The following is a 20121-nucleotide window of genomic DNA, read 5'->3' as shown; positions in this document are numbered from 1 at the left end:
GTTGCGGGGAAGGCCGGGCTCAGGAGTCGCGTCGCAGCGAGGACAGGCCCCACAGTTCGGCGATCCGTCCGTCGCGCACCCGCAACATCTCCAGCATGGTCGGTGGCTCCCGGTCGGGAATGCCGTGCACGCTCGTGCGGACGGCGACCGTGTCCCCCTCGACGATCAGGTCCTCGACGACCACCTGGACCTCGGGGAACGCCTCGTGGAACCGTCGCCACGCCTGGGAGACGCTGTCGGGGCCGGTCGTGCCCAGGGGGTGGCTGTGGAAGTCCGCCGCGAAGATCTCCGTCGTGGCGGCGTGGTCGCGGGCGTTGAAGGCGGCGTACATGCGGTGGGCCGCGGCCCGTGCGTCCTCGGTCATCGGCTCTCCCGTTCGGTCATGTTCGCGCGGACGCGGCGCAGGGCGTCCAGGACGAGGTCCCGCTGGTGCGGCGGGACGCCGTCGAGGAGCCGCTCCTGGTACGCCTGGTGCGAGCGGTCGAGGTCGGCCGCGCATCGTTCGCCGGCGGGGGTGAGCGCGGACAGCGTGTAGCGGTTGTCCGCCGGGTCCAGGCGGCGGCTGACCAGCCCTTCGGCCTCGAATTGACAAGCTCAAGAGTCAGCGGAAGATCGTGTGGCACACGCGCGCCCGCAACCCCTCGAACCTGGCGCACGGCGAGTGGTGGTGCCTCCGCCTCTTCGTGTGCTGCGGCTTCCTCGCCGTGTGCTTCGCTGTGTGTTTCGCCGCCGTCTTCGGCCGTGTGACGACCGGGTGGGCCGGTTGGGCGGCCGGTGGCCGGGAAGGCGTGGACGGAGCCGCCTGCGGGACGGCCGCCCTCGCGACGCCCGCCGGCCCGCGCCCCTGAGCTTCATCCTGCAGCCCACGGCTGACCGTGAATCCGACGAACACGCCCGTCCCGAGCGAGAGGGCGACCGCGATGACGACGAAGACGTGGCCGAAACGCCTCCGAGGGGCGAGCGGCGATCCCCGGAAGAGCGCGGACGGCGGAAGGACGCCCTTGCCGCGCGCCGCGGACCGGGATGGGGCCGGACGGATGAACACGGAAGATGGCAGGTCGTTCATGGTCGCCTCCGAGATCACGCTCAGACGGTTGCCGTCTGGCCCGTATGACGCTCGACGCAAGCACTCCGGTTCGGGAGTTGGCGGATCCTTGGGCAGGTCGGGCCCAGGTCCTGACGCTTCCGCTCGCCTGAGCCCGGGGGCAGGCGAGGCTAAACACGCCCTGATGGGTCGGCTTGGATTCGCGCCCACACACCAACTCCCTGTCCCGTTTTTCGCCAATTGGGTGCTTTGTCGGTTTTCCGGGTAGGTCAAGCCGCGGCGAGCAGGCGTCGGCGTGTTCGGGGTCTGTCCGCGCGCACTGGACCGCGCACTGGACCGCGCACTGGACTCCGGTGCGGGTCGAGATGGTGAGCGAGCGGAAGGAGAGCTGACCATGTCGAGCAGATTGCAGATGGCCTTTGCCGTACTCGCCGGGTACTACCTCGGCAGGCGCCACAAGTTGCGCACGGCCGCGGCGCTGGCGGCGGCCGGGCTGGCGGGACGCGCCAGCTGCGGCCAGGGTGGGGCTGGTGGCCTGCTGGCGCAGGGCGTCAAGACCCTCGGCTCCAATCCCGAGATTCAGCGGATGACCGGCCGCCTTCGCGGCGAACTCATGGAAGTCGGCAAGGCGGCGGTGATCTCCGCGGCCACCAAGCAGATCGACTCCCTGACCCACAAGCTCCAGGAGCGTGGGGAGAAGTCCGGGACCGCGCAGGAAGAAGAAGCCGAGCCGCAGCCCACGAAGCGGCAGGCGCCCAGGGACGAGGAAGCCGACTACGGCGAGGAGGAGTACGACGAAAACGATCGCTACCAGGAGGACGAGGACGAAGAGGAACCCGAGGCGCCGGAGCAGGCCAGACGCAGGCCCGAGGGTCAAGAGGGTCATGAGGGTCATGAGGGTCACAGAGGGCAGCGGCGGACACGTCCTGTCCGGCGGGTCGGCCAGTCACGGAGGTGAGTGCGGTGGCTGATGCAGCGAAGAGGACGGCGACCGGAAGCGGCGGGGAAGCCCTGGGCAAGGCCGCCGGAACGGCCCGTCGAGCCGGTCAGGCCGCGACGGGCACGGTCGAGGACGTCACCGGCAAGGCAGGGGACGTGACCGGTAAGGCCGGGGACGTCACCGGCAAGGCAGGGGACGTCGCGGGGAAGGCCGGGGAGGCCGGCCAGGGCATCGCCGACAACCTGCCGATGGACCGGCTCGTGCAGTCCGCGCAGGGACTCCTGCAGGCGGCGGGCACGCGCGTGTTGTCCTCCGCCGGGGACAAGCTCGACGGACTGACCGGCCGGCTCACCGATTACGTCGAACACGGCGGAAAGGGCTTGATGAGCGCGGTCACGGGCTCGGACAAGCCCGGCTTCATGAGCGGAGCGCTGAAAGGCGGTCTCACAGGAGGTCTGAAGGGAGGCATCAAGGGAGGCCTCAAGGGCGGCCTCAAGGGCATCTGGCAGAAGATCACCGGCCGTGGCGGCGGGAAAGCCGGCCACGCGAAGATCACCAACATCGTCGAGTCGATCGACGTCGGTGCGCCCCGGCGCCTGGTGTACGACCAGTGGACCCAGTTCCAGGACTTCCCGACCTTCATGAAGAAGGTCGAGACCATCAACCAGGAGTCCGACGAGGAGGTGTCCTGGAAGGCCCAGGTCTTCTGGTCGCACCGGACCTGGAAGGCGCACATCATCGAGCAGATCCCCGACCAGCGGATCATCTGGCGGTCCGAGGGAGCGAAGGGGTATGTCGACGGAGCGGTGACCTTCCATGAGGTCTCGCCTGACCTGACCCGGGTCCTGGTCGTGCTGGAGTACCACCCGCAGGGCCTGTTCGAGCGCACCGGCAACCTGTGGCGCGCCCAGGGCCGGCGCGTACGCCTGGAGCTCAAGCACTTCAGACGGCACGTGATGGCGCACCTGCTGCTGAAGCCCGACGAGCTGGAGGGCTGGCGCGGCGAGATCCGCGACAGTCAGGTCGTCAAGGATCACGAGACCGCCGTCCAGGAGGAGCGGGAGCAGCAGGAAGCCGAGGAGCAGCAGCCCGAGGAGGGCGAGCGGGCGGAAGCGGAAGAGCCCGAGGAGGGCGAGCGGGCGGAAGCCGAAGAGCCCGAGGAGGAGTACGAAGAGGAGCCCGAGGAGGAGGAAGAGGAAGAAGAGGAGGAGCCCGAGGAAGAAGAAGGGGAGTTCGAGGAGGAAGAGGGAGAGTTCGAGGAGCCCGAAGAGGAAGAAGAAGAGGAAGAGGAGGAAGAGGAGCGTCCCGCGGCTCCGGCCGTGGCGCGGCGTCGCGCCGGAGCGCCCACCCGCCGGTCCGCCGAGCAGGATCGCCCGGTACGCCGGCGCCGGATCCGAGCCGAGTAGCCACTCGTCAGGGCCTGTCGCCGAGGGCCCGGCCACCCAGAACCAGGGGGAACGACATGACCGTTCAGCCTGCCGGTCGCGGTACACCGGCCAGCAGCGGCACCGCGGGGACAAGTCTGGCGGACGTCATCGACACCATCCTCGACAAGGGCCTCGTCATCGACGCCTTCGTCCGGGTCTCGCTCGTCGGCATCGAGGTGCTGACGATCGACACCCGGATCGTCGTGGCCAGCGTGGACACCTACCTGCGCTTCGCGGAGGCGGCCAACCGCCTCGACCTGTCGGCCACCGAGAAGGGTCTGCCGGAGGTCGTCGAGGGCGTGACGGCGGCCAGGGCCGTCGGCCAGGCGAGCCAGCCTGACGCCGGGGAGCTGGAGGCCGCCTCCGACGAGCCCGACGAGTTGCAGGAGCTCACGGGTGAGGTCGTGGACCGCGAGGAAGAGCCGCGCCGGGCACGTCGTAGAGAGGATGACTGAGATGTCGCCACACAGAGAGGCCGCGGAGGCCGCCGGGTCCGAGGACAGGGCGCAGCCGAGCATGAACGGCTACGCGTCCTACGTGTACGGGATCGTACCGATGGACGTCGAGGTGGAGCCCGGGACCAAGGGGGTGGGGGATCCCGGCGGGGACGTGCGGCTGGTGCCGTTCGGCCAGGTCGCCGCTCTGGTGAGCGACGTCGAGCCGGACCGCCCGCTCGGCCGCCCGCGCGACCTTCAGGCGCACCAGCGGCTGCTCGACCAGACCGCGGCGGAGGTGCCGGTGCTGCCGTTCCGCTTCGGGGCGGTGCTGACGAACTCCGAGGCCGTGCTGGAGGAGCTGCTGAAGCCTTACCACGACCAGTTCGCCGACGCCCTTCAGGAGGTGGAGGGCCGGACGCAGTACGTCGTCAACGGCCGGTACGACGAGCGGGCGATCCTGACCGAGATCCTGCGCGAGAACGGCGAGGCCGAGAGCCTCCGGCAGCAGATCACCGGCCGCTCGGAGGACGCGACGCGCAACGAGCGCATGCGGCTCGGCGAGATCATCGAGGGCACGATCGCGGACAAGCGCGAGGCCGACACCGCGACGGTGGTGGACGAGCTCTCCGACGTCTGCGAACAGCTGGCCGTGCGCGAGCCCTCCCACGAACGGGACGCCGCGCACGTGGCCGCGCTGGTGGCGAACGACCGGCGGTCAGAGTTCGAACAGGCCGTGGACGAGCTGGCCCGCCGCTGGTCGGGACGCGTCGAGCTGCGGCTGCTGGGCCCGATGGCGCCGTACGACTTCGTCGGCACGAGCTGACCGTACGGCTTCGTCGGCACGAGCTGACCGCGCCGGCACGGACGCGGGCACCCGGGAGGAGTGAACATCCTTGGGACTGGGGACGTTGCTTTTTGGCTGGCCACTCATGCCGCTCTACGCGGTCGTCAAGCTCGGCGAGCTCATGCGCGACCAGGTCGAGCGCGAGCTGCACGACCCGGCCGTGGTCCGGCGCCGTCTGGAGGCGGTGGAGCAGGCCAGGGCCGACGGCCGGATCTCCGCGGAGGAGGAGGACCGGGCGGTGGAGGAGATCTTGCGGGGGATGGTCGGCTGGTGAGGCGCTAGCGGGGGGCCGCACCAGGGGAGTACGGGGGTGATGTGGTGCCTGCCAGGCAGGAGACCGAGCACAAGCGCGTGCCGGGGACGACAGGGCATGCGGGAACCGGCGGCGAGGGGCCGCCTCGCACGCGTCCGGCGGACATGCCGGCCGCCGAGGTGGCCGGGGTCGGGTTGCGGATGATGACCGAGCTGACCGGCAAGGAGGCCGAGAGCGTCACGCGGGTCGAGCCGGCCGAGGACGGATGGCTGGTCGGCGTGGAGATCGTGGAGGACCGCCGGATCCCGTCCTCCGGTGACACCCTGGCCCTGTACGAGCTCGAACTCGACATGTCGGGCGGCCTCCTGTCCTACCGACGGGTGCGCCGGTACAAGCGCGGCAGCGGCGACCTCGCCGAGGGCTCGCGGTGAGCGCCAACGTGCGGTCGAGCCCGTACATGCCCGGGGCGTCGTACCAGCCGGCCTCCGGCGGCCGCGAGTCGGCCAACCTCGGCGACATCCTGGAACGGGTGCTCGACCGGGGCGTGGTGATCGCCGGCGACATCCAGGTGAACCTGCTCGACATCGAGCTGCTGACGATCAAGCTGCGCCTGCTCATCGCCTCGGTCGACACGGCCCGCGAGATGGGCATCGACTGGTGGGAGCACGACCCGTGGCTCACCGGCGACACCCAGGAGCTGGCGAAGGAGAACCGCAAGCTGCGCCGCCGTCTCGCGGCCCTTGAGGAGATGGTGTCCGCCCGGGTGGTGGAAGGCGGCGCCGCGACCGGGCACGCGCCCGGCCAAGTGCCTGAGGCGGTCGAGCGTGGCCACTGACCAGGGCGTCTACCTTTACGCGGTCACCCGCGACGAGGGCGAGGGGCCTGACGGCCTGGCGGGGGTGGCGGGGGCGCCCGTGCGCCGTCTCGCGCACCGGGGTCTGGCCGCGTTCCTCAGCACCGTCTCGCTGGCGGAGTTCGGCGAGGAGGCGCTGCGCCGCTCGATGGAGGACCTCGCCTGGCTGGAGGAGACCGCGCGCGCCCACCACCGGGTGGTGGAGGCCGTCGCCGCTCTCAGGCCCACGGCGCCGGTGCGGCTGGTCACCGTCTACACGGGAGAGGCGCAGGTCCGGGAGCTGCTCGACGAGCGGCACGAACAGTTCGACGCGGTGCTGGCGCGGGTGGCCGGCCGGCGGGAGTGGGGCGTCAAGGCGTACGCCGTTCCCGGCGGGGCGGAGCCGGCGGCCGACCCACAGGGCGCGACGCAGGACGCGACGCCCGGGGCGGCCTACCTGAACCGCCGCCGGGCTGCCCTGCGCAGCCGGGAGGCCGACTGGCGCCAGGCCGCCGAGCAGGCCCGGGCCGTGCACGAGGCGCTGATGGACGTCGCCGTCGTCGGCAGATGCCACCGAGCCCAGGACCCGCAGCTGTCCGGACGGCGGGAGCAGATGGTCCTCAACGGCGCCTACCTGGTGGACGACGCACGCGCCGCCGAGTTCGCGCGGGTGATCGAGGACGTCGCCGATCGAGGGGTCACCGTGGAGCTCGTCGGCCCGTGGGCGCCCTACTCCTTCGCCGCCCTCGACCAGGACGGTGAGGCGGCCCGCGGTGACGCCTCCTGAGCCGAGAGGAGCCCGGCTCGCCGCCCAGGGCCGCCTGCCCGACCAGCGGGTGGCGCTCGTCGATCTGCTGGACCGCCTGCTGGCGGGTGGGGCGGTGGTGACCGGCGACCTCGTGCTGTCCATCTCCGGCATCGACCTGGTACGGATCTCGCTGCGGGCCCTGCTGGTCAGCGTGCGCGAGGGCGACGCGGTCGAGGGAGGGATGCGACATGACGAGCCAGACTGACGGGCGGGTGGCCAGACCCGGCGAGTGGCGGCTGGAGACGGACGCCGACTCGGTGCAGCACGACCTGAGCCGTCTCGTGCTGACGCTGGTCGAGCTGATCCGCCAGCTGGTGGAACGCCAGTGCGTCCGGCGGATGGACAACGGCGACCTGACCGGGGAGCAGCTGGAGGCGGTGGGGCTGACCCTCATGCGGCTGGAGGAGGCCATGGCCGAGTTGTGCGACCGGTTCGGGCTGACGCCCGCCGACCTCAACCTCGACCTCGGCCCCCTCGGCACCCTGCTCCCGACGGACTGACCGCCTCGGGCTTCGTGGGCACCCCGCGCGCCCGGCGGACTGACCGTCCGCTCACGCCGCCGAGCGCATCGTGAGCCGGGCGGGCAGGACGGTGGCCGCCAGGGCCAGCACGGCCGCCGCCCCGACCACCGCCGCGTACGTCCCCACCGGCACGTACGGCACCGCGGACCCGGTCATCCCCGCCCCGAACGCGGCCAGCGTCACCAGCGCGGCCCCGGTGCCGAGCACGACGGCGGTGACCACCGCGCCCAGCGTCTCCAGCCGCAGCATGAGCAGCACCTGCCGTCGCGTCGTGCCGGCCAGGCGCAGCGCGCGCATCTCACCCGAGCGGGCCGAGGTGGCCATGGCCAGCGTGTTCACCACGGCGATCGCGGTGAAGGCGATGATCAGGCCCAGCGCCACGAACGTGGCCTGCGGATTCGACGCGCTCACCTCGGCGGCCCGCGCCCGGTCCAGCACCGACGCCCCGGGCAGCGCCCCGGCCAGGGCGTCCACGGTCAGCCTTGGCGCCTTGACCAGCAGGGACGCCGCGGGCTCGTCCACGTGGCCCGCCACCAGGTCGTACGGCAACGTCAGGTCGCCGAAGCCCAGCCCGCGGGTGTACACCGCGCTGACCGTCACCGTCGCGGGGGTGCCGTCGCCCAGCGTCAGCTTCAGCGGGTCGCCCACCCCGACGCCCAGCCGCTCGGCGGCGGTCGAGCTGACGGCCACGTCCTTCATCGAGCCGGCGACGATGCCCAGGTCCATCGTGCGGTCGTCGTAGGTGACCGCCTGCGCGCCGTACTTGTCCAGGCCGGACCGGACGGTCGTGCGCAGCACCCGGGTGACGGCCTCGACGCCGGGAACCCTGGCCGCCTCGGCGGCGGAGACGCCGGTCACGACGTACTCGGCGCGGGTGCCCGCGTCGGCCTGCTCCTGCGCGGCGTGGCCCATCGTGGTCTGGACGAAGAGGATCGTGCAGGTCATCGCGATCATCAGGGTCAGCGGGGACAACACCGAGGCCAGCGACCCCGAGTTGGCGCGCAGGTTGCGCGCGGCCAGGAAGCCGCCCACGCGGGAGGCCCGCAGCGGGACCGACAACACCGCCGCGGCCACCCGTGCGACCAGCGGGCCGAGCAGCGTCAGCGCGATCGTCCAGACCAGCGCGGTCAGCATCGTCACGGGCGTGGCCGCCGCCTCGGTGCGCAGGCTCGACAGGACCACCGTCAGCGTCACCGCGCCGGCCAGGGCCAGCGGCCCGGCCACCAGCCGCCACCGGGCCACCCTGCCGCTGTCCAGGACCGCCTCGCCCAGGGCCTCCACCGGCCGGATCCTGGTCAGCCGGCGGGCCGACACGCGGGCCGCGACCCAGGCGGCGCCGACCGTGGCCAGCAGCGCGGCCAGCGGTGGGAACGGGCTGACCACCAGGCCGAGGTTGGCGGGGACCGTCCCGAGCGAGACGAACTGGGCGCGCAGCCAGAACCCGACCCCGATGCCCGCCGCCGCGCCCAGCACCCCGGCTGCCCCGGCGACCAGCAGCGCCTCGCCGCCCACCAGCTTGCGCACCTGCCGGGGAGTGGCCGCCACGGCGCGCAGCAGGGCCAGCTCGCGCTGCCGCTGCTGGATGGACAGCGCGAACGTGCCCATCACGACCAGGATCGCGACCAGCAGCGACGTGCCGGCCAGCGCGCCGCCCATGCTGATCAGCTTGACCCGCGCCTGCTCGGCGTCCAGGAACTCCAGCCTGCCGCGCTCGTCGCCCGTGTAGACCACCGCGCCCTCGGGCGCCCGGTCCAGGCCGGGGAACACGCCGACCGCGCTGACCCTGCCGGGGTGACCGGCCAGGCGGCGGGCCTCGGCGGTGCTGAAGAAGACGGTGTCCTGGCTCGGCAGCGCCTGCGCGGTGACGCCCACCACGCGGTGTCCGCGCAGCTCGGCGCCCACGTCGAGCCCGGCGCGCGCGTCGACGACGACCTCGCCCGCCGATTTCGGCTCGCGTCCCTTCGCGATGGTGAACGGGGTGAGCGCGGCCGACTCCCAGCCGTGCCCGGTGAAGCCGCCGAAGGGGAACGTCACCTCGGGGATCACTTTGTCGGCCCGGATCGCCGCCACGACCGACTCGGGCAGCCAGGCGCGTTCCGTCAGGGGCTTGGCCTTGGTCTTGCTCTTGCCGTCGCCCTTGTCGACGGTCTGGCGCACGTACTGGTCGGCGGCCACGATCGCGGGGGCGCCGGCGTACCGCTCGGGGGCGACGCCGCCGCGCAGGCCGGTCTCCAGCAACATCAGGCACGCGCACACCAGGGCGGCGGCGCACAGCAGCGCGAAGAACGCGCCGGCGAACGCGGCCTTCCTGTGCCGCAACGTCCTCAACGCCAAGGTGATCATCGCGTCCACGCTCCCAGCCTGGTCATGCGCTCGGCCACCTTGTCGGCGGTCGGCGCGGTCATCGCGTCCACGATCCGGCCGTCGGCCAGGAACAGCACGGTGTCGGCGTACGAGGCGGCCACCGGGTCGTGCGTCACCATCACCACCGTCTGGCCCAGACCGTCCACCACCTCGCGCAGCAGCCTCAGCACGTCGCGGGCGGTCATCGTGTCCAGCGCGCCCGTCGGCTCGTCGCCGAACACCACCTCCGGCCTGGTGACCAGCGCCCTGGCGATGGCCACCCGCTGCTGCTGGCCGCCCGAGAGCTGCGCGGGCCGGTGCCCGGTCCGGCCCTCCAGGCCGACCCGGCGCAGGATCTCCGCCAGCCAGTCGCGGTCCACGCGGGCCTTGGCCAGGCGCAGGGGGAGCGTGATGTTCTCGACGACGTCCAGCGCCGGGATCAGGTTGAACGCCTGGAACACGAACCCGATCCGCTGCCTGCGCAGCTCGGTCAGGCCGGTCTCGTCCATGCCCGACAGTTCCGTGCCGCCGAGCCGCACCGAGCCGGACGACGGCACGTCCAGGCCGGCCGCGCAGTGCAGGAACGTGCTCTTGCCCGACCCCGAGGGGCCCATCACCGCGGTGAACGACCCTTGCGGGATGCCCACCGACACCTCACGCAGGGCCGCCACCGCGCCCTGGCCCTTGCCGTACACCTTGCTCACGGCGTCCAACCGCACCACGTCCGTCATGGGTACAAGCCTGCTGGCCTGCGCGTACGCCGACCAGAGACGCGATCACCGATCACTCATGACGTCCTCATGATCCGGACATTTAGTCATATTTCTCCGGGCCCTGGACAGCTCGCGGACGACCGACGAGAAGGGCGACCCCCAGACCTGGGGATCGCCCTTTAGCGGGACCGCCGACTTACCTTCCGGTCGGCACGCCTGGCTGCTCGGCGGACGTCCGCGGCCGCGGAACCCGGTTGTCACGCAGGTACTCGACCTCGGTACGCAGGTTCGCCAGCAGCTTGGCCGCGATGTCCTGGCTGAAGCCGTTGCGGATGACGAAGCGGATGACGGCGATGTGCTCCAGGTTGGGCGGCAGGTAGTACGTCGGGGCCTGCCAGCCGTGCATCTTCAGTCGTTCGGCCAGGTCGAAGACGGTGAAGCCGTCGAAACCGGGAGCGGTCCGGACGGCGAGCACCGGCAGTTCCGAGCCGTCGGCGATGAGCGAGAGCTCGGGCAGCTTGGCGATCTCGTCGCCGAGGTAGGTCGCCACGTCCCGGCAGGTCTGCTGGACGGCGCGGTAGCCGTCGAAGCCGAGCCGCAGGAAGTTGTAGTACTGGGCGACCACCGGCGCGCCGGAGCGGGAGAAGTTGAGCGTGAAGGTGTCGATGTTGCCGCCGAGCAGGTCGCAGGAGAGCACCAGGTCTTCGGGCAGCGCGTCGGGCTCCTGCCAGACGATCCAGCCGACGCCCGGGTACACCAGGCCGAACTTGTGCCCCGAGGTGTTGATCGACTGCACCCGGGGGAGCCGGAAGTCCCACACCCGGTCGGGCTCCAGGAACGGGGTGATGAAACCGCCCACGGCGGCGTCGACGTGCAGCGGGATCTTCAGGCCGCGCTCGGCCTCCAGCCGGTCGAGTTCGGCCGACATCTGCTCGATCGGGTCGTACTTGCCGCACTGCGTGGAGCCGAGCACGCCGACGACGCCGATGGTGTTCTCGTCGCAGAACTCCCTGAGCCGGGAGGCGGACAGCGTGTAGGCCGGCTCCTCGATCGGGATCCAGCGCGGCTCGACGTCCCAGTACTGGCAGAACTTCGGCCAGCAGGTGTGGACGGCGGTGCCCATCACGAGGTTGGGCCGGTCGACGGGCAGCCCGGCCGCCCGGCGCCGCTCGCGCCACTGGAACTTCATCGCCAGCGCGCCGAGCATGGCCGCCTCGCTGGAGCCGCCCGTGGAGCAGCCGACGCTGACGCCGTTTGGATCGTTCCACAGATGGTCGAGCATGTTGACGCAGCGCGCCTCGATGTCGGCCGTCTGCGGGTACTGGTCGTGGTCGACGATGTTGCGGTCGAGGGTTTCGGCGATGAGCTCGCGGGCCTGCGGCTCCATCCAGGTGGTGCAGAACGTGGCAAGGTTGAGCCGGGCGTTGCCGTCGAGAAGGAGCTCGTCACGGATGAGCGCCTGGGCCGCGCTGGGGTTCATCGGGCTGGCCGGCATCTTGAAGCGCGGCACGCCGCCCTCGGGCACCAGGCCGTTGTAGAGGGGGTTGACATCGAGCGCTTCCTGCCACCGGTCGGATTCGACTCGTCTGAGCATGAGCTTCACCTTCTCGATGAGTTCTGTGATGTCGAGCACTCACAGTAGGCAAGTTTTTACTGTCAGTCAACGCTCGTTTTACCGAGAGCCAGTGGGCCGCACACCGAGGAGAGGCACGTTGACGGCAGAGCCGGTGTTCGTGAGGTTCCAGAGTCCCGCGCCGAACGGCCGCGGGACGTACCCAGGGGTGTTCGGGCTGGTCAACAGCCTCGCCGAGCAGGGTCTTCTGTCGGACGAGGAGGAGGCGTTCAGGCGCGAGAACAACGCGTGGTACGAGGCCAACTTCACCGACCCGACGACCGTGGACCCCGACGTCTACCGCCGCGACGTCAACCCGATGGCGGCGGCATAGGGTGGGCGGCCGATGGTGGCTTGTGGGAGGAATGGCTGGTTATGGATGCCGATGTGATCATTGTGGGGGCCGGGCCGACCGGTCTCATGCTGGCGGCGGAGTTGCGGCTGGCCGGGGTGCGGCCGTTGGTGCTGGAGCGGAAGGCGCAGCGCAGGGACGTCCCGAAGGCCGGCGGGCTCGGCGGGCAGATCCTGGAGCTGCTGCGGTACCGCGGCCTGCTGGACCGGTTCGCGGCGGCCTGCACCGATCCGATGCCGGCGCCCAGGTTCCCGTTCGGCGGGGTGCACCTGGATCTCACCCAGCTGGCCGACCCGCCGATGCACGCCCTGCCGCTGCCGCAACAGCTCCTTGAGCGGCTGCTGGAGGAGCGCGCCGGCGAGCTCGGCGTCGAACTGCGCCGCGGCCACGAGGTGGTCGGGGCGAGCCAGGACGACACCGCGGTGACCCTGGACGTACGCGGACCGGACGGCCCCTACCAGGTGACCGCCAGGTACGTGGTGGGATGCGACGGCGCGCGCAGCCGGGTCAGGGAGCTGGCCGGCATCGCCTTCCCCGGCACCGTCTATCCCGAGGTCAACCGGCTGGCCCAGGTCACCCTGCCCGACGAGGTGACCGTGCTCGGCAACGGCGATCTCGACGTGCCCGGCTTCGGCACGATCCGCGCCGGTTTCACCCGGACCGAGAGCGGCCTGCTCGGCGTCGGCTCGTCGCCGGACTCCAGGGTCGTCTCGCTCTACACCACCGAGGACGAGAGCACCGAGTACGACGACGACGTCCCGATGACCGTGCCGGAGCTGCAGGACAGCCTGCGCCGCGTGGTGGGCGTGGACCTGCGGGTGGGGGAGGCGCTGCGGCTGTCGCGGTTCACGTTCAAGGCGCGGCAGGCCGAACGGTACCGCGACGGGCGGATCCTGCTGGCCGGGGACGCGGCTCACCTGTTCCCGGCGACCGGGATCGCGCTCAACGCGGGCATGCTCGACGTGGTCAACCTGGCCTGGAAGCTGGCCGCCGAGGTGCGGGGGTGGGCGCCGTCCGGGTTGCTGGCGACGTACCAGGAGGAACGTCAGCTGGCGGGCACGCGCACCATGCGGCACACGCGCGCCCAGGTGGCGCTGCGCCGCGGGCACGACGCGGCCGCCGAGGCGCTCCGGGAGGTCTTCCAGGAGCTGCTGACGGACGAGCAGCCGCTGCGCCGCATGGGCGCGATGGTGGCCGGTAGCGACATCCGCTACCCGATGCCCGGTTCGCACCCTCACCCGCTGGCCGGCGCGTTCGCCCCCGATCTCACCCTGCACACCGGGCAGGGCATGACCGGCGTCGCGGAGCTCATGCACGCCGCGCGGCCCGTCCTGCTCGATCTCGCCGACCGCGCGGACCTGCGCGAGGTCGCCGCCGAGTGGCGGGACCGGGTCGACGTGCACACGGCCAAGACCGACCAGCGCCCGGCCGACGTGCTGCTGATCCGTCCGGACGCGCACGTCGCCTGGGCGGCCGGCCCGGACGAACCGGCCGGCACGGCCGCGCCCGCGCTGCGCGAGGCCCTGTCCACCTGGTTCGGCGCCCCCTGACGGCGCGCCACCCCTGGAACACCGCCTGCGCCGGGACCGGCCCCTGTCGAACGCGGGTGACGCCGGCGCTCAGTCGAACCAGACGACCAGGCGCACGCCGTCGGGCCCGAACCGTCGCGCCGGCGCCCGCATGACCTCGAAGACGGCCGCCCATCCGGTCTCCGGTCCCAGCAGGTCGAGACGGGTCAAGGGAACGGATCCGGCCGCGGGGCGTGCCGTCAGGTCCAGGTCGCGCAGCTCCGCCCAGGAGACCCAGGTGCACCCGTGCACGGCGGGGTCGAGGCGGGCGGTGTCCTCGTACTCGGCGCGGACCGGTCCCGACACGTCGTCCGGCAGGCCGCGGCCGGTCGCGACCGGCGGCCACCCCAGCCGGTCGCGGATGCCGAACAGGCAGGCGAACGACTCGTGGTCCTGGTCGTCGTAGAGCGGGTGGAGCGGGATGGTGGCGGCCGTCCAGGGGTCGCCTTCGTACCAGTCCTCGTGGGCGAGCGGGTGACGGGCCTCGATGAAGCCGTAGATGTCGGTGCTCATGGGGAGAGGGTAGGAAGCGACGCCTCCGGTCAGGGGCGGTTCATGTGGAGGTGCAGGTCGCGCAGCAGGCAGACCTCCGACAGGTGGTGGATGAGCTCGCGGTGGACGTGCAGGACCAGGTCGGCCATGGGGGCCTCGGGGAAGGGCTCCGCGTCGCCCATGGGCGCGCGCAGGCCGGCCTCGCCGAGCTCCCGCACGCCCGCCTGCCACCGCTCGGCCTCCGTGTCGAGCTGGTCGAGCGCCGCGGCCGCGCCGCCGGCGTACTCCCAGGTCTCGTACGAGGCCGGCGGCGCCCCGAAGTGCACCGCGTTGCGGACGGCCAGCACGCCGACGATGACGTGGCCGAGCCGCCAGGCGATCGTGGTGAAGGGCGGCGGCACCGGCTGGGGGAAGGCGAAGTCGATCGTGTGGCCGCCCGCGCCGGCCTGGACGGGCGCCGTGGAGGTGCCGCGCGGCCGTACGCTCCAGGCGTCCGGCACCGGCGACCAGAAGTACTCCTCGTCGGTCAGGCCGTCGAGCCGGGCCCGGAGCTGGTGGTTCCAGTGGAACTCCCACTGCTCGCGCAACGTGCGGTTCCAGTCGAGTGTGTGTGCGTCCATGGAACCACGATCACCCCACCGGCGGACAGGATCGGTCCGCTTTCTGGCAGGGTGGCGGCATGGACGAGACGGGCGGCGCGGAGCGGGGCACGACCGAGCGGGTGCTGACCCTCCTCGGCCTGTTGCAGCAACGTCAGGTCTGGACCGGCCCCGAGCTGGCCGGGCGGCTCGGCGTCACGTCGCGCACGGTCCGCCGTGACGTGGAACGGCTGCGCGCGCTCGGCTACCAGGTGCACGCCGGCCAGGGCATCGGCGGCGGCTACCGGCTCGGGCCCGGCCAGGACCTGCCGCCGCTGCTGCTCGACGACGAGGAGGCCATCGCCACCGCCGTGTCGCTGCTCGCCGGGGCGGACAGCGCGGTCGCGGGCGCCGGCGACGCCGCGATCCGGGCGCTGGCCAAGCTCGACACGGTGCTGCCCGCCCGGCTCCGGTACGAGGTGCGCGCGCTGTCCGGGGCGGTGGAGTCGTTCGGCGGCGGGCGCGTGCCGGTCGATCCCGAGGTGCTCATGACGCTGGCCAGGGCCTGCCGGGACGAGGTCGAGGCCGGCTTCGACTACCCGTCAGGAGGGCGGGTGGGGCGGCGGCGGGTGGAGCCGTACCGGCTGGTGACCTCCGACCGGCGCTGGTACCTGCTCGCCTACGACCTCGACCGGGACGGGTGGCGCAGCTTCCGGGTGGACCGGATGGCCGCGGTGGCCGCCCGCACCTTCCGGTTCCGGCCGCGCCCGGCGCCGGACGCGGCGGCGTACGTGCAGGAGGGCGTGGCGAGCCGGGCCTACCCGCACCAGGCGCGTTTCCTCCTGCACGCCCCGGCCGCCACGGTACGCGCGCAGGTCCCCGCGTCGGCGGCCGTCGTGCGGGAGCGCGGGAGCGACCGGTGCGAGCTGGTCAGCGGCGCGGGCAGTCTCGACTACGTGCTCATGCACGTGGTCGCGCTGGGTCACGACTTCGAGGTGCTCGACCCGCCGGAGCTGGCGGAACGCTGCCGGGAGCTGGCCCGCAGGCTGGCCTCGGCCGGGGCGGTCAGGCCGTCGGGGTGACGGGGGCGGTGTCGAGGGTGAAGGTCTCGACGATCTCGGTGCAGGTGCCGTGCTCGCCCATCACGCACAGCGCGAGGGCCTGGTAGGTGGCGGTGAAGGCCGACGGCGAGGCGAGGAGGCCCAGGTCGAGCGGGTGGTCCCGCTGCTGGAGCCGGGTGAGGGTGATGTGCGGGCGGAACAGGTCGCCGATCTCGTCGTAGCCGTAGAGGTCGAGATTGGCGCGGGCCGTGGGCGGCGCGGTGAGCCGGTGGTCGGCCAGCACGCGGCCGACCGGGTCGCGGTGGCGCAGGCCCGTGCGCAACGGGTTGAGCGCGGCGACGACGTCCTCCTGGAGCCGGGTGATCGCGTCGGTCTTCCGGAAGAACAGCTCGACCATGCCGTGCTCGTTGGCGGCGAAGGACTCGCCTTCCAGGAGCGTCGCGGAGGTGCGGCCGCTGAGGTCGCGCAGCAGCGCGACGGCCTTTTCCAGCTGGTCGGGGGTGAAATTGGCCATGTAGAGGGAGATGTGCGGGTAGAGGCCGTCCTCGCGCAGGACGAACTCGGTCGCGGCGGCCTCCGCGCAACGCCGGCTCAGGCGCACGGCCTCGGCGTTGACGTCGTGCGGCGGCAACAGGACAACGTCGTAGACCGGGAGATCGCCCATAGGGGATGAGTGTAGGACGGACCGGGGGCGGTGCGCGCGGGCGGCCTGCCGTCGCAGGGCCAGGCGTACGGCCGGGAACGCGTAGGCGGCCAGCGGGGCCAGCAGGAACACCGCCCCGGCCGCGCGCTGGTCGGCCAGCGGGTCGGGCACCCCGGGCGGGGCCGCCAGGGCGAACCACTCCGCCGCGACGGCCGGGCCTGCCAGCAGGTACGTCCCCAGCCCCAGGTACGCGACGGCGGCCACGGCCAGCAGCCGGACCCGCGCGGCCCACGGGAACGGCCTGGGCAGCGGGTCGAGGTCGAGCACCACCCAGGCGACCAGCAGGCCGACCCCGGCGGACACGGCCATGGTGACCAGATGGGGCGCGTACCCGGCGAGCGACCAGGGCAGCCACGGCGTGCCGTACAGCAGCAGGAGCAGCACCGGGACGGCGGCCGTCACCAGCGCGGGACGGGTGAGACGGCGACCGAGGACGCGGTCGCCGATCGGGCCGTACTGGGAGCCGGGGCCGGTGGCCCGCGCGGCCAGGGTGAGCGGCGCGCCCGCGCACAGCAGGAGCGGCGCGACGACGGCGAGCACGACGTGCTGCACGGCCTGGGCCGACGACATCGCCCGCGCGTACCCGCCCACGCCGCCGAACAGCCCGACCGCGGCCAGGGCCAGCCCGGCGTGCCAGGAGAGCGTGCGCAGGACCGGCCAGCCGGGCACCCGGCGCAGACCGGCCAGGTATCCGGCGGCGGGCAACGCCAGCAGGAGCAGGACGAGCGGGTCGAACCGCACCTCGCTGAGCAGGGCGCCGGGCGAGAAGGGCGCGAGCGCGTACTCCAGGACGGGATGGTCGTGCCCGCCGCCCGCGCCGGGCGGCGGCGGGGTGCGCGAGAGGCCGACGGCCAGCCCGGTCGCCGCCACCATCACGATCACCTCGCCCGCGGCCAGCCGGACGAACGTGCCCCGCACCCCCCGGTCGGCCACGCCGGCCACGGTACGCAGACGGTGCCGCCGGCCGAACCAGGCCAGCACCGCCAGGGCGGCGACCTTGGCCAGCAGCAGCAGGCCGTACCGGCTCAGCCACAGGTCGGACAGGCGGTCGAGCCGCACCCAGCCGCTGACCACGCCGGAGAGGGCGACGGCGGCGAAGCAGCACAGCGCGATCGTGCTGAACCGGGGCAGCACCACGCGCAGGTCGGCCGAGCGCCGGAAGTGCACCAGCACCGCGGCCAGGCCGCCCACCCACACCGACACCCCCAGCAGATGGGCCATCAGCGCGGAGACGGCGATGTCGTGGTCGGCCGCCGAGGCGGCATGGCCCACGTAGGCGGGCGGCAGCAGCCCGAACGCCGCCAGGGCCAGCGGCACCCAGGCGGGCAGCCGGCGCACGAGCGTGGCCACCGCCACCGCGAACGTCGTGACCAGCACCACCAGGAGCGCCTGCGTCTGCGGGAGCGAGGTGCCGAAGTCGAGCATGCCGGGCTCGGCGAGCAGGTACCGCACCGGCATCGGGATGAAGCTGGACAGGGTGAACACGTAACCGGCCAGGGCGGCGACCGCCCACCCCAGCGCCCACCAGCCCGCCGCGCGCAGGCACCGCGCCGACTCCGGCGAGCCGGCCGGGGCCAGCGCGGACGCCGCCAGCAACGTCCCCACGCACGCCACCGCGCACAGGTCGAGGGCGAGGCGGGCCAGCGGCAGCCCCCAGTCGGTGACCGGACCGGCGGTGGGCAGCCCGAAGACCTCCACCGTGCCGGCGCCGCCGCCGAAGCGCAGCACCGCGACCAGCACCAGGACGCCCACGCCGACCGCGAACACGGCGTACGTCCGGGCAGAAGCTCTCATAGCCGACCCGCCAGGTTGTCGGAGGCCAGGAACCAGGCCGCGCCGCCCGGGGCGGGCGCGACCCCCACATGCTCCCACGGGGTCCCAGGCCGGGCCAGGCGCGAGCGAGGTCTGCTTCGAGCGCACACGCGGAGATACGCGCGCCCGCCGCCCGCGGTTCAGCAGGTCAGGGGTGGAGCCCCAGAAGAGTGACGGCCTGCTCGCGCATCTCGACCTTGCGGATCTTGCCCGTGACCGTCATCGGGAACCCGTTGACCAGGTGCACGTAACGGGGGACCTTGTAGTGGGCCAGGCGGCCGGCGCAGAAGTCCCTGATCGCCTCGGCGGTCAGCGGCTCGGTGCCGGGGCGCATGACGATCCAGGCCATCAGCTCCTCGCCGTACTTCTCGTCCGGCACGCCGATCACCTGGACGTCGGCGATGTCGGGATGCGTGTAGAGGTATTCCTCGACCTCGCGCGGATAGACGTTCTCGCCGCCGCGGATGACCATGTCCTTGATCCGGCCGACGATGTTGACGTAGCCCTCGGCGTCCATGGTGGCCAGGTCGCCGGTGTGCATCCAGCGGGCCTCGTCGATCGACTCGGCCGTCTTGTCCGGCTCGTTCCAGTAGCCGAGCATCACCGAGTAGCCGCGGGTGCACAGCTCGCCCGGCTCGCCCCGGGGCACCGCGAGCCCGGTCTCCGGGTGCACGATCTTCACCTCCAGGTGTGGCATCACCTGGCCGACCGTCTCGGTGCGCCGTACCAGCCCGTCGTCGCGGCGGGTCATCGTCGACACGGGGGACGTCTCGGTCATGCCGTAGCAGATCGCCACCTCGCTCATGTGCATCTCGCCGATCACCCGCTTCATCACCTCGACCGGGCACGGCGAGCCCGCCATGATGCCGGTGCGCAGCGACGACAGGTCGAAGTCGGCGAAGCGCGGATGGCCCAGCTCGGCGATGAACATCGTCGGCACGCCGTACAAGGAGGTGCACCGCTCGGCCTCCACGGCCCGCAGCGTGGCTTCGGCGTCGAAGCCGGGCGCGGGCAGCACCACGCAGGCGCCGTGCGAGGTCGCGCCCAGGTTGCCCATCACCATGCCGAAGCAGTGGTAGAGCGGCACCGGCAGGCAGACCCGGTCGTCCTCGGTGTAGCCGACGCCCTCGCCGACGAAGTAGCCGTTGTTGAGGATGTTGTGGTGCGACAGCGTCGCGCCCTTGGGGAAGCCGGTCGTGCCCGAGGTGTACTGGATGTTGATCGGGTCGTCGAAGGACAGCGTCGCCGCCCGTGCCCGCAGCGCGGCGGGGTCGGCGCGGCGGCCGGTCTCGACCAGCTCGTCCCAGCCGGGCTCGCCGATGAACACCACCTGCGTGAAGCCGATCTCGGCGAGCATCGCGCGGTAGTCGCTCGTCTTGTGCTCGACGGCGCTGACCAGCAGCCGCATGCCCGACTGGCGGACCACGTAGTCCAGCTCGTGGGCGCGGTAGGCCGGGTTGATGTTGACCAGGATCGCGCCGATCTTGGCGGTGGCGTACTGCGTCAGCACCCATTCGGCGCAGTTGGGCGCCCAGATGCCGACCCGGTCGCCCTTGGCGATGCCCCTGGCCAGCAGGCCGAGCGCCACCTCGTTCACCGCGGCGTCGAACTCGGCGTACGTCCAGCGCCGCCCGCTCGCCATCTCGACCAGCGCCTCGCGGCCGGCGTACCGGGCCGCGGCGCGTTCCAGGTTCTCCCCGATCGTCTCGCCCAGCAGGGGGAGCGCGGAGACGCCGGACGCGTAGGAGAGCAGTGAGTCACCCATGCCCGAAGCATCCGC

Annotated in this window: 20 protein-coding genes and 1 pseudogene; 13 read left to right on the top strand and 8 right to left on the bottom strand. The window is 72.5% G+C overall.

The window, feature by feature from the left end:
- Nucleotides 1–19 precede the first annotated feature (19 nt).
- Nucleotides 20–364 (bottom strand): nuclear transport factor 2 family protein, encoded by a 345-nt coding sequence (locus tag ACIBK9_RS01695; RefSeq protein ID WP_358289875.1) that lies wholly within the window; start codon nt 362–364, stop codon nt 20–22.
- 1075 nt (nt 365–1439) lie between these two features.
- On the opposite strand from ACIBK9_RS01695, the gene ACIBK9_RS01690 reads away from it, so the two are divergent.
- From ACIBK9_RS01690 to ACIBK9_RS01645, 10 genes and pseudogenes are all read left to right on the top strand, one after another.
- The gene (locus tag ACIBK9_RS01690; RefSeq protein ID WP_397154373.1) at nt 1440–2003 is read left to right on the top strand and encodes a hypothetical protein; all 564 of its coding nucleotides are present in this window, start codon (nt 1440–1442) and stop codon (nt 2001–2003) included.
- Complete coding sequence (locus ACIBK9_RS01685; RefSeq protein WP_397154371.1) at nt 2000–3391, top strand: SRPBCC family protein; 1392 nt, start codon at nt 2000–2002, stop codon at nt 3389–3391. The genes ACIBK9_RS01690 and ACIBK9_RS01685 overlap by 4 nt, the downstream gene beginning before the upstream one ends.
- Nucleotides 3392–3447: 56 nt before the next feature.
- Nucleotides 3448–3654, top strand: a pseudogene (gvpJ, locus tag ACIBK9_RS01680) (gas vesicle protein GvpJ); the annotation flags it as partial.
- 214 nt (nt 3655–3868) lie between these two features.
- A complete protein-coding gene (locus tag ACIBK9_RS01675) occupies nt 3869–4672 on the top strand; it encodes a GvpL/GvpF family gas vesicle protein (protein WP_397154369.1) in 804 nt (267 codons plus the stop codon).
- 70 nt (nt 4673–4742) lie between these two features.
- A complete protein-coding gene (locus ACIBK9_RS01670; RefSeq protein ID WP_397154368.1) occupies nt 4743–4967 on the top strand; it encodes a gas vesicle protein GvpG in 225 nt (74 codons plus the stop codon).
- 44 nt (nt 4968–5011) lie between these two features.
- On the top strand, nt 5012–5377 hold the full coding sequence (locus tag ACIBK9_RS01665; RefSeq protein ID WP_397154366.1) for a gas vesicle protein: 366 nt from the start codon (nt 5012–5014) through the stop codon (nt 5375–5377).
- Between the two features lie 26 nt (nt 5378–5403).
- On the top strand, nt 5404–5781 hold the full coding sequence (gene gvpJ / locus ACIBK9_RS01660; protein ID WP_397155876.1) for a gas vesicle protein GvpJ: 378 nt from the start codon (nt 5404–5406) through the stop codon (nt 5779–5781).
- The gene (locus ACIBK9_RS01655) at nt 5771–6565 is read left to right on the top strand and encodes a GvpL/GvpF family gas vesicle protein (RefSeq protein WP_397154364.1); all 795 of its coding nucleotides are present in this window, start codon (nt 5771–5773) and stop codon (nt 6563–6565) included. The genes gvpJ (ACIBK9_RS01660) and ACIBK9_RS01655 overlap by 11 nt, the downstream gene beginning before the upstream one ends.
- Nucleotides 6552–6791 (top strand): gas vesicle protein, encoded by a 240-nt coding sequence (locus tag ACIBK9_RS01650; RefSeq protein ID WP_358289850.1) that lies wholly within the window; start codon nt 6552–6554, stop codon nt 6789–6791. Before ACIBK9_RS01655 ends, ACIBK9_RS01650 begins: the two co-directional genes overlap by 14 nt.
- Nucleotides 6775–7086 (top strand): gas vesicle protein K, encoded by a 312-nt coding sequence (locus ACIBK9_RS01645; RefSeq protein WP_397154362.1) that lies wholly within the window; start codon nt 6775–6777, stop codon nt 7084–7086. Before ACIBK9_RS01650 ends, ACIBK9_RS01645 begins: the two co-directional genes overlap by 17 nt.
- A gap of 51 nt (nt 7087–7137) precedes the next feature.
- Here ACIBK9_RS01645 and ACIBK9_RS01640 read toward each other — a convergent pair whose 3' ends face one another.
- The 3 genes from ACIBK9_RS01640 to ACIBK9_RS01630 form a co-directional block, all read right to left on the bottom strand.
- A complete protein-coding gene (locus ACIBK9_RS01640) occupies nt 7138–9450 on the bottom strand; it encodes an FtsX-like permease family protein (protein ID WP_397155874.1) in 2313 nt (770 codons plus the stop codon).
- Nucleotides 9447–10181: an ABC transporter ATP-binding protein gene (locus ACIBK9_RS01635; protein WP_352320949.1), complete on the bottom strand. Its 735-nt coding sequence runs from the start codon at nt 10179–10181 to the stop codon at nt 9447–9449. Before ACIBK9_RS01635 ends, ACIBK9_RS01640 begins: the two co-directional genes overlap by 4 nt.
- Before the next feature lie 178 nt (nt 10182–10359).
- Nucleotides 10360–11757, bottom strand: a complete 1398-nt coding sequence (locus ACIBK9_RS01630; RefSeq protein ID WP_397154360.1) for a glutamate decarboxylase — start codon at nt 11755–11757, stop codon at nt 10360–10362.
- Nucleotides 11758–11875: 118 nt separating this feature from the next.
- Here ACIBK9_RS01630 and ACIBK9_RS01625 point away from each other — a divergent pair, with 118 nt between their 5' ends.
- Complete coding sequence (locus tag ACIBK9_RS01625; protein WP_397154359.1) at nt 11876–12109, top strand: hypothetical protein; 234 nt, start codon at nt 11876–11878, stop codon at nt 12107–12109.
- A gap of 53 nt (nt 12110–12162) precedes the next feature.
- Nucleotides 12163–13677 carry an FAD-dependent monooxygenase gene (locus tag ACIBK9_RS01620; RefSeq protein ID WP_397154357.1) on the top strand — a complete coding sequence of 505 codons (1515 nt, stop codon included), beginning with the start codon at nt 12163–12165 and terminating at the stop codon, nt 13675–13677.
- Nucleotides 13678–13746: 69 nt separating this feature from the next.
- Here the strand turns inward: ACIBK9_RS01620 and ACIBK9_RS01615 are convergent, their stop codons facing one another.
- Together ACIBK9_RS01615 and ACIBK9_RS01610 are read right to left on the bottom strand one after the other, a co-directional pair.
- Nucleotides 13747–14208 (bottom strand): hypothetical protein, encoded by a 462-nt coding sequence (locus tag ACIBK9_RS01615; RefSeq protein ID WP_397154355.1) that lies wholly within the window; start codon nt 14206–14208, stop codon nt 13747–13749.
- A 29-nt stretch (nt 14209–14237) separates the two neighbouring features.
- Complete coding sequence (locus ACIBK9_RS01610) at nt 14238–14807, bottom strand: DinB family protein (RefSeq protein WP_397154354.1); 570 nt, start codon at nt 14805–14807, stop codon at nt 14238–14240.
- A 59-nt stretch (nt 14808–14866) separates the two neighbouring features.
- Here ACIBK9_RS01610 and ACIBK9_RS01605 point away from each other — a divergent pair, with 59 nt between their 5' ends.
- A complete protein-coding gene (locus ACIBK9_RS01605) occupies nt 14867–15847 on the top strand; it encodes a helix-turn-helix transcriptional regulator (protein WP_397154352.1) in 981 nt (326 codons plus the stop codon).
- Here ACIBK9_RS01605 and ACIBK9_RS01600 read toward each other — a convergent pair.
- On the bottom strand, nt 15831–18323 hold the full coding sequence (locus ACIBK9_RS01600; RefSeq protein ID WP_397154350.1) for a bifunctional copper resistance protein CopD/cytochrome c oxidase assembly protein: 2493 nt from the start codon (nt 18321–18323) through the stop codon (nt 15831–15833). The two genes, ACIBK9_RS01605 and ACIBK9_RS01600, sit on opposite strands and share 17 nt — an antisense overlap.
- A gap of 166 nt (nt 18324–18489) precedes the next feature.
- On the bottom strand, nt 18490–20106 hold the full coding sequence (locus tag ACIBK9_RS01595; RefSeq protein ID WP_387679772.1) for an AMP-binding protein: 1617 nt from the start codon (nt 20104–20106) through the stop codon (nt 18490–18492).
- Nucleotides 20107–20121 lie beyond the last annotated feature (15 nt).

This window comes from Nonomuraea sp. NPDC050227 (assembly GCF_044459705.1).
Lineage (GTDB): Bacteria > Actinomycetota > Actinomycetes > Streptosporangiales > Streptosporangiaceae > Nonomuraea.
The sequence above is the reverse complement of the archived record's forward strand: the minus strand, read 5'-3'. Positions and strand labels throughout refer to the sequence as shown.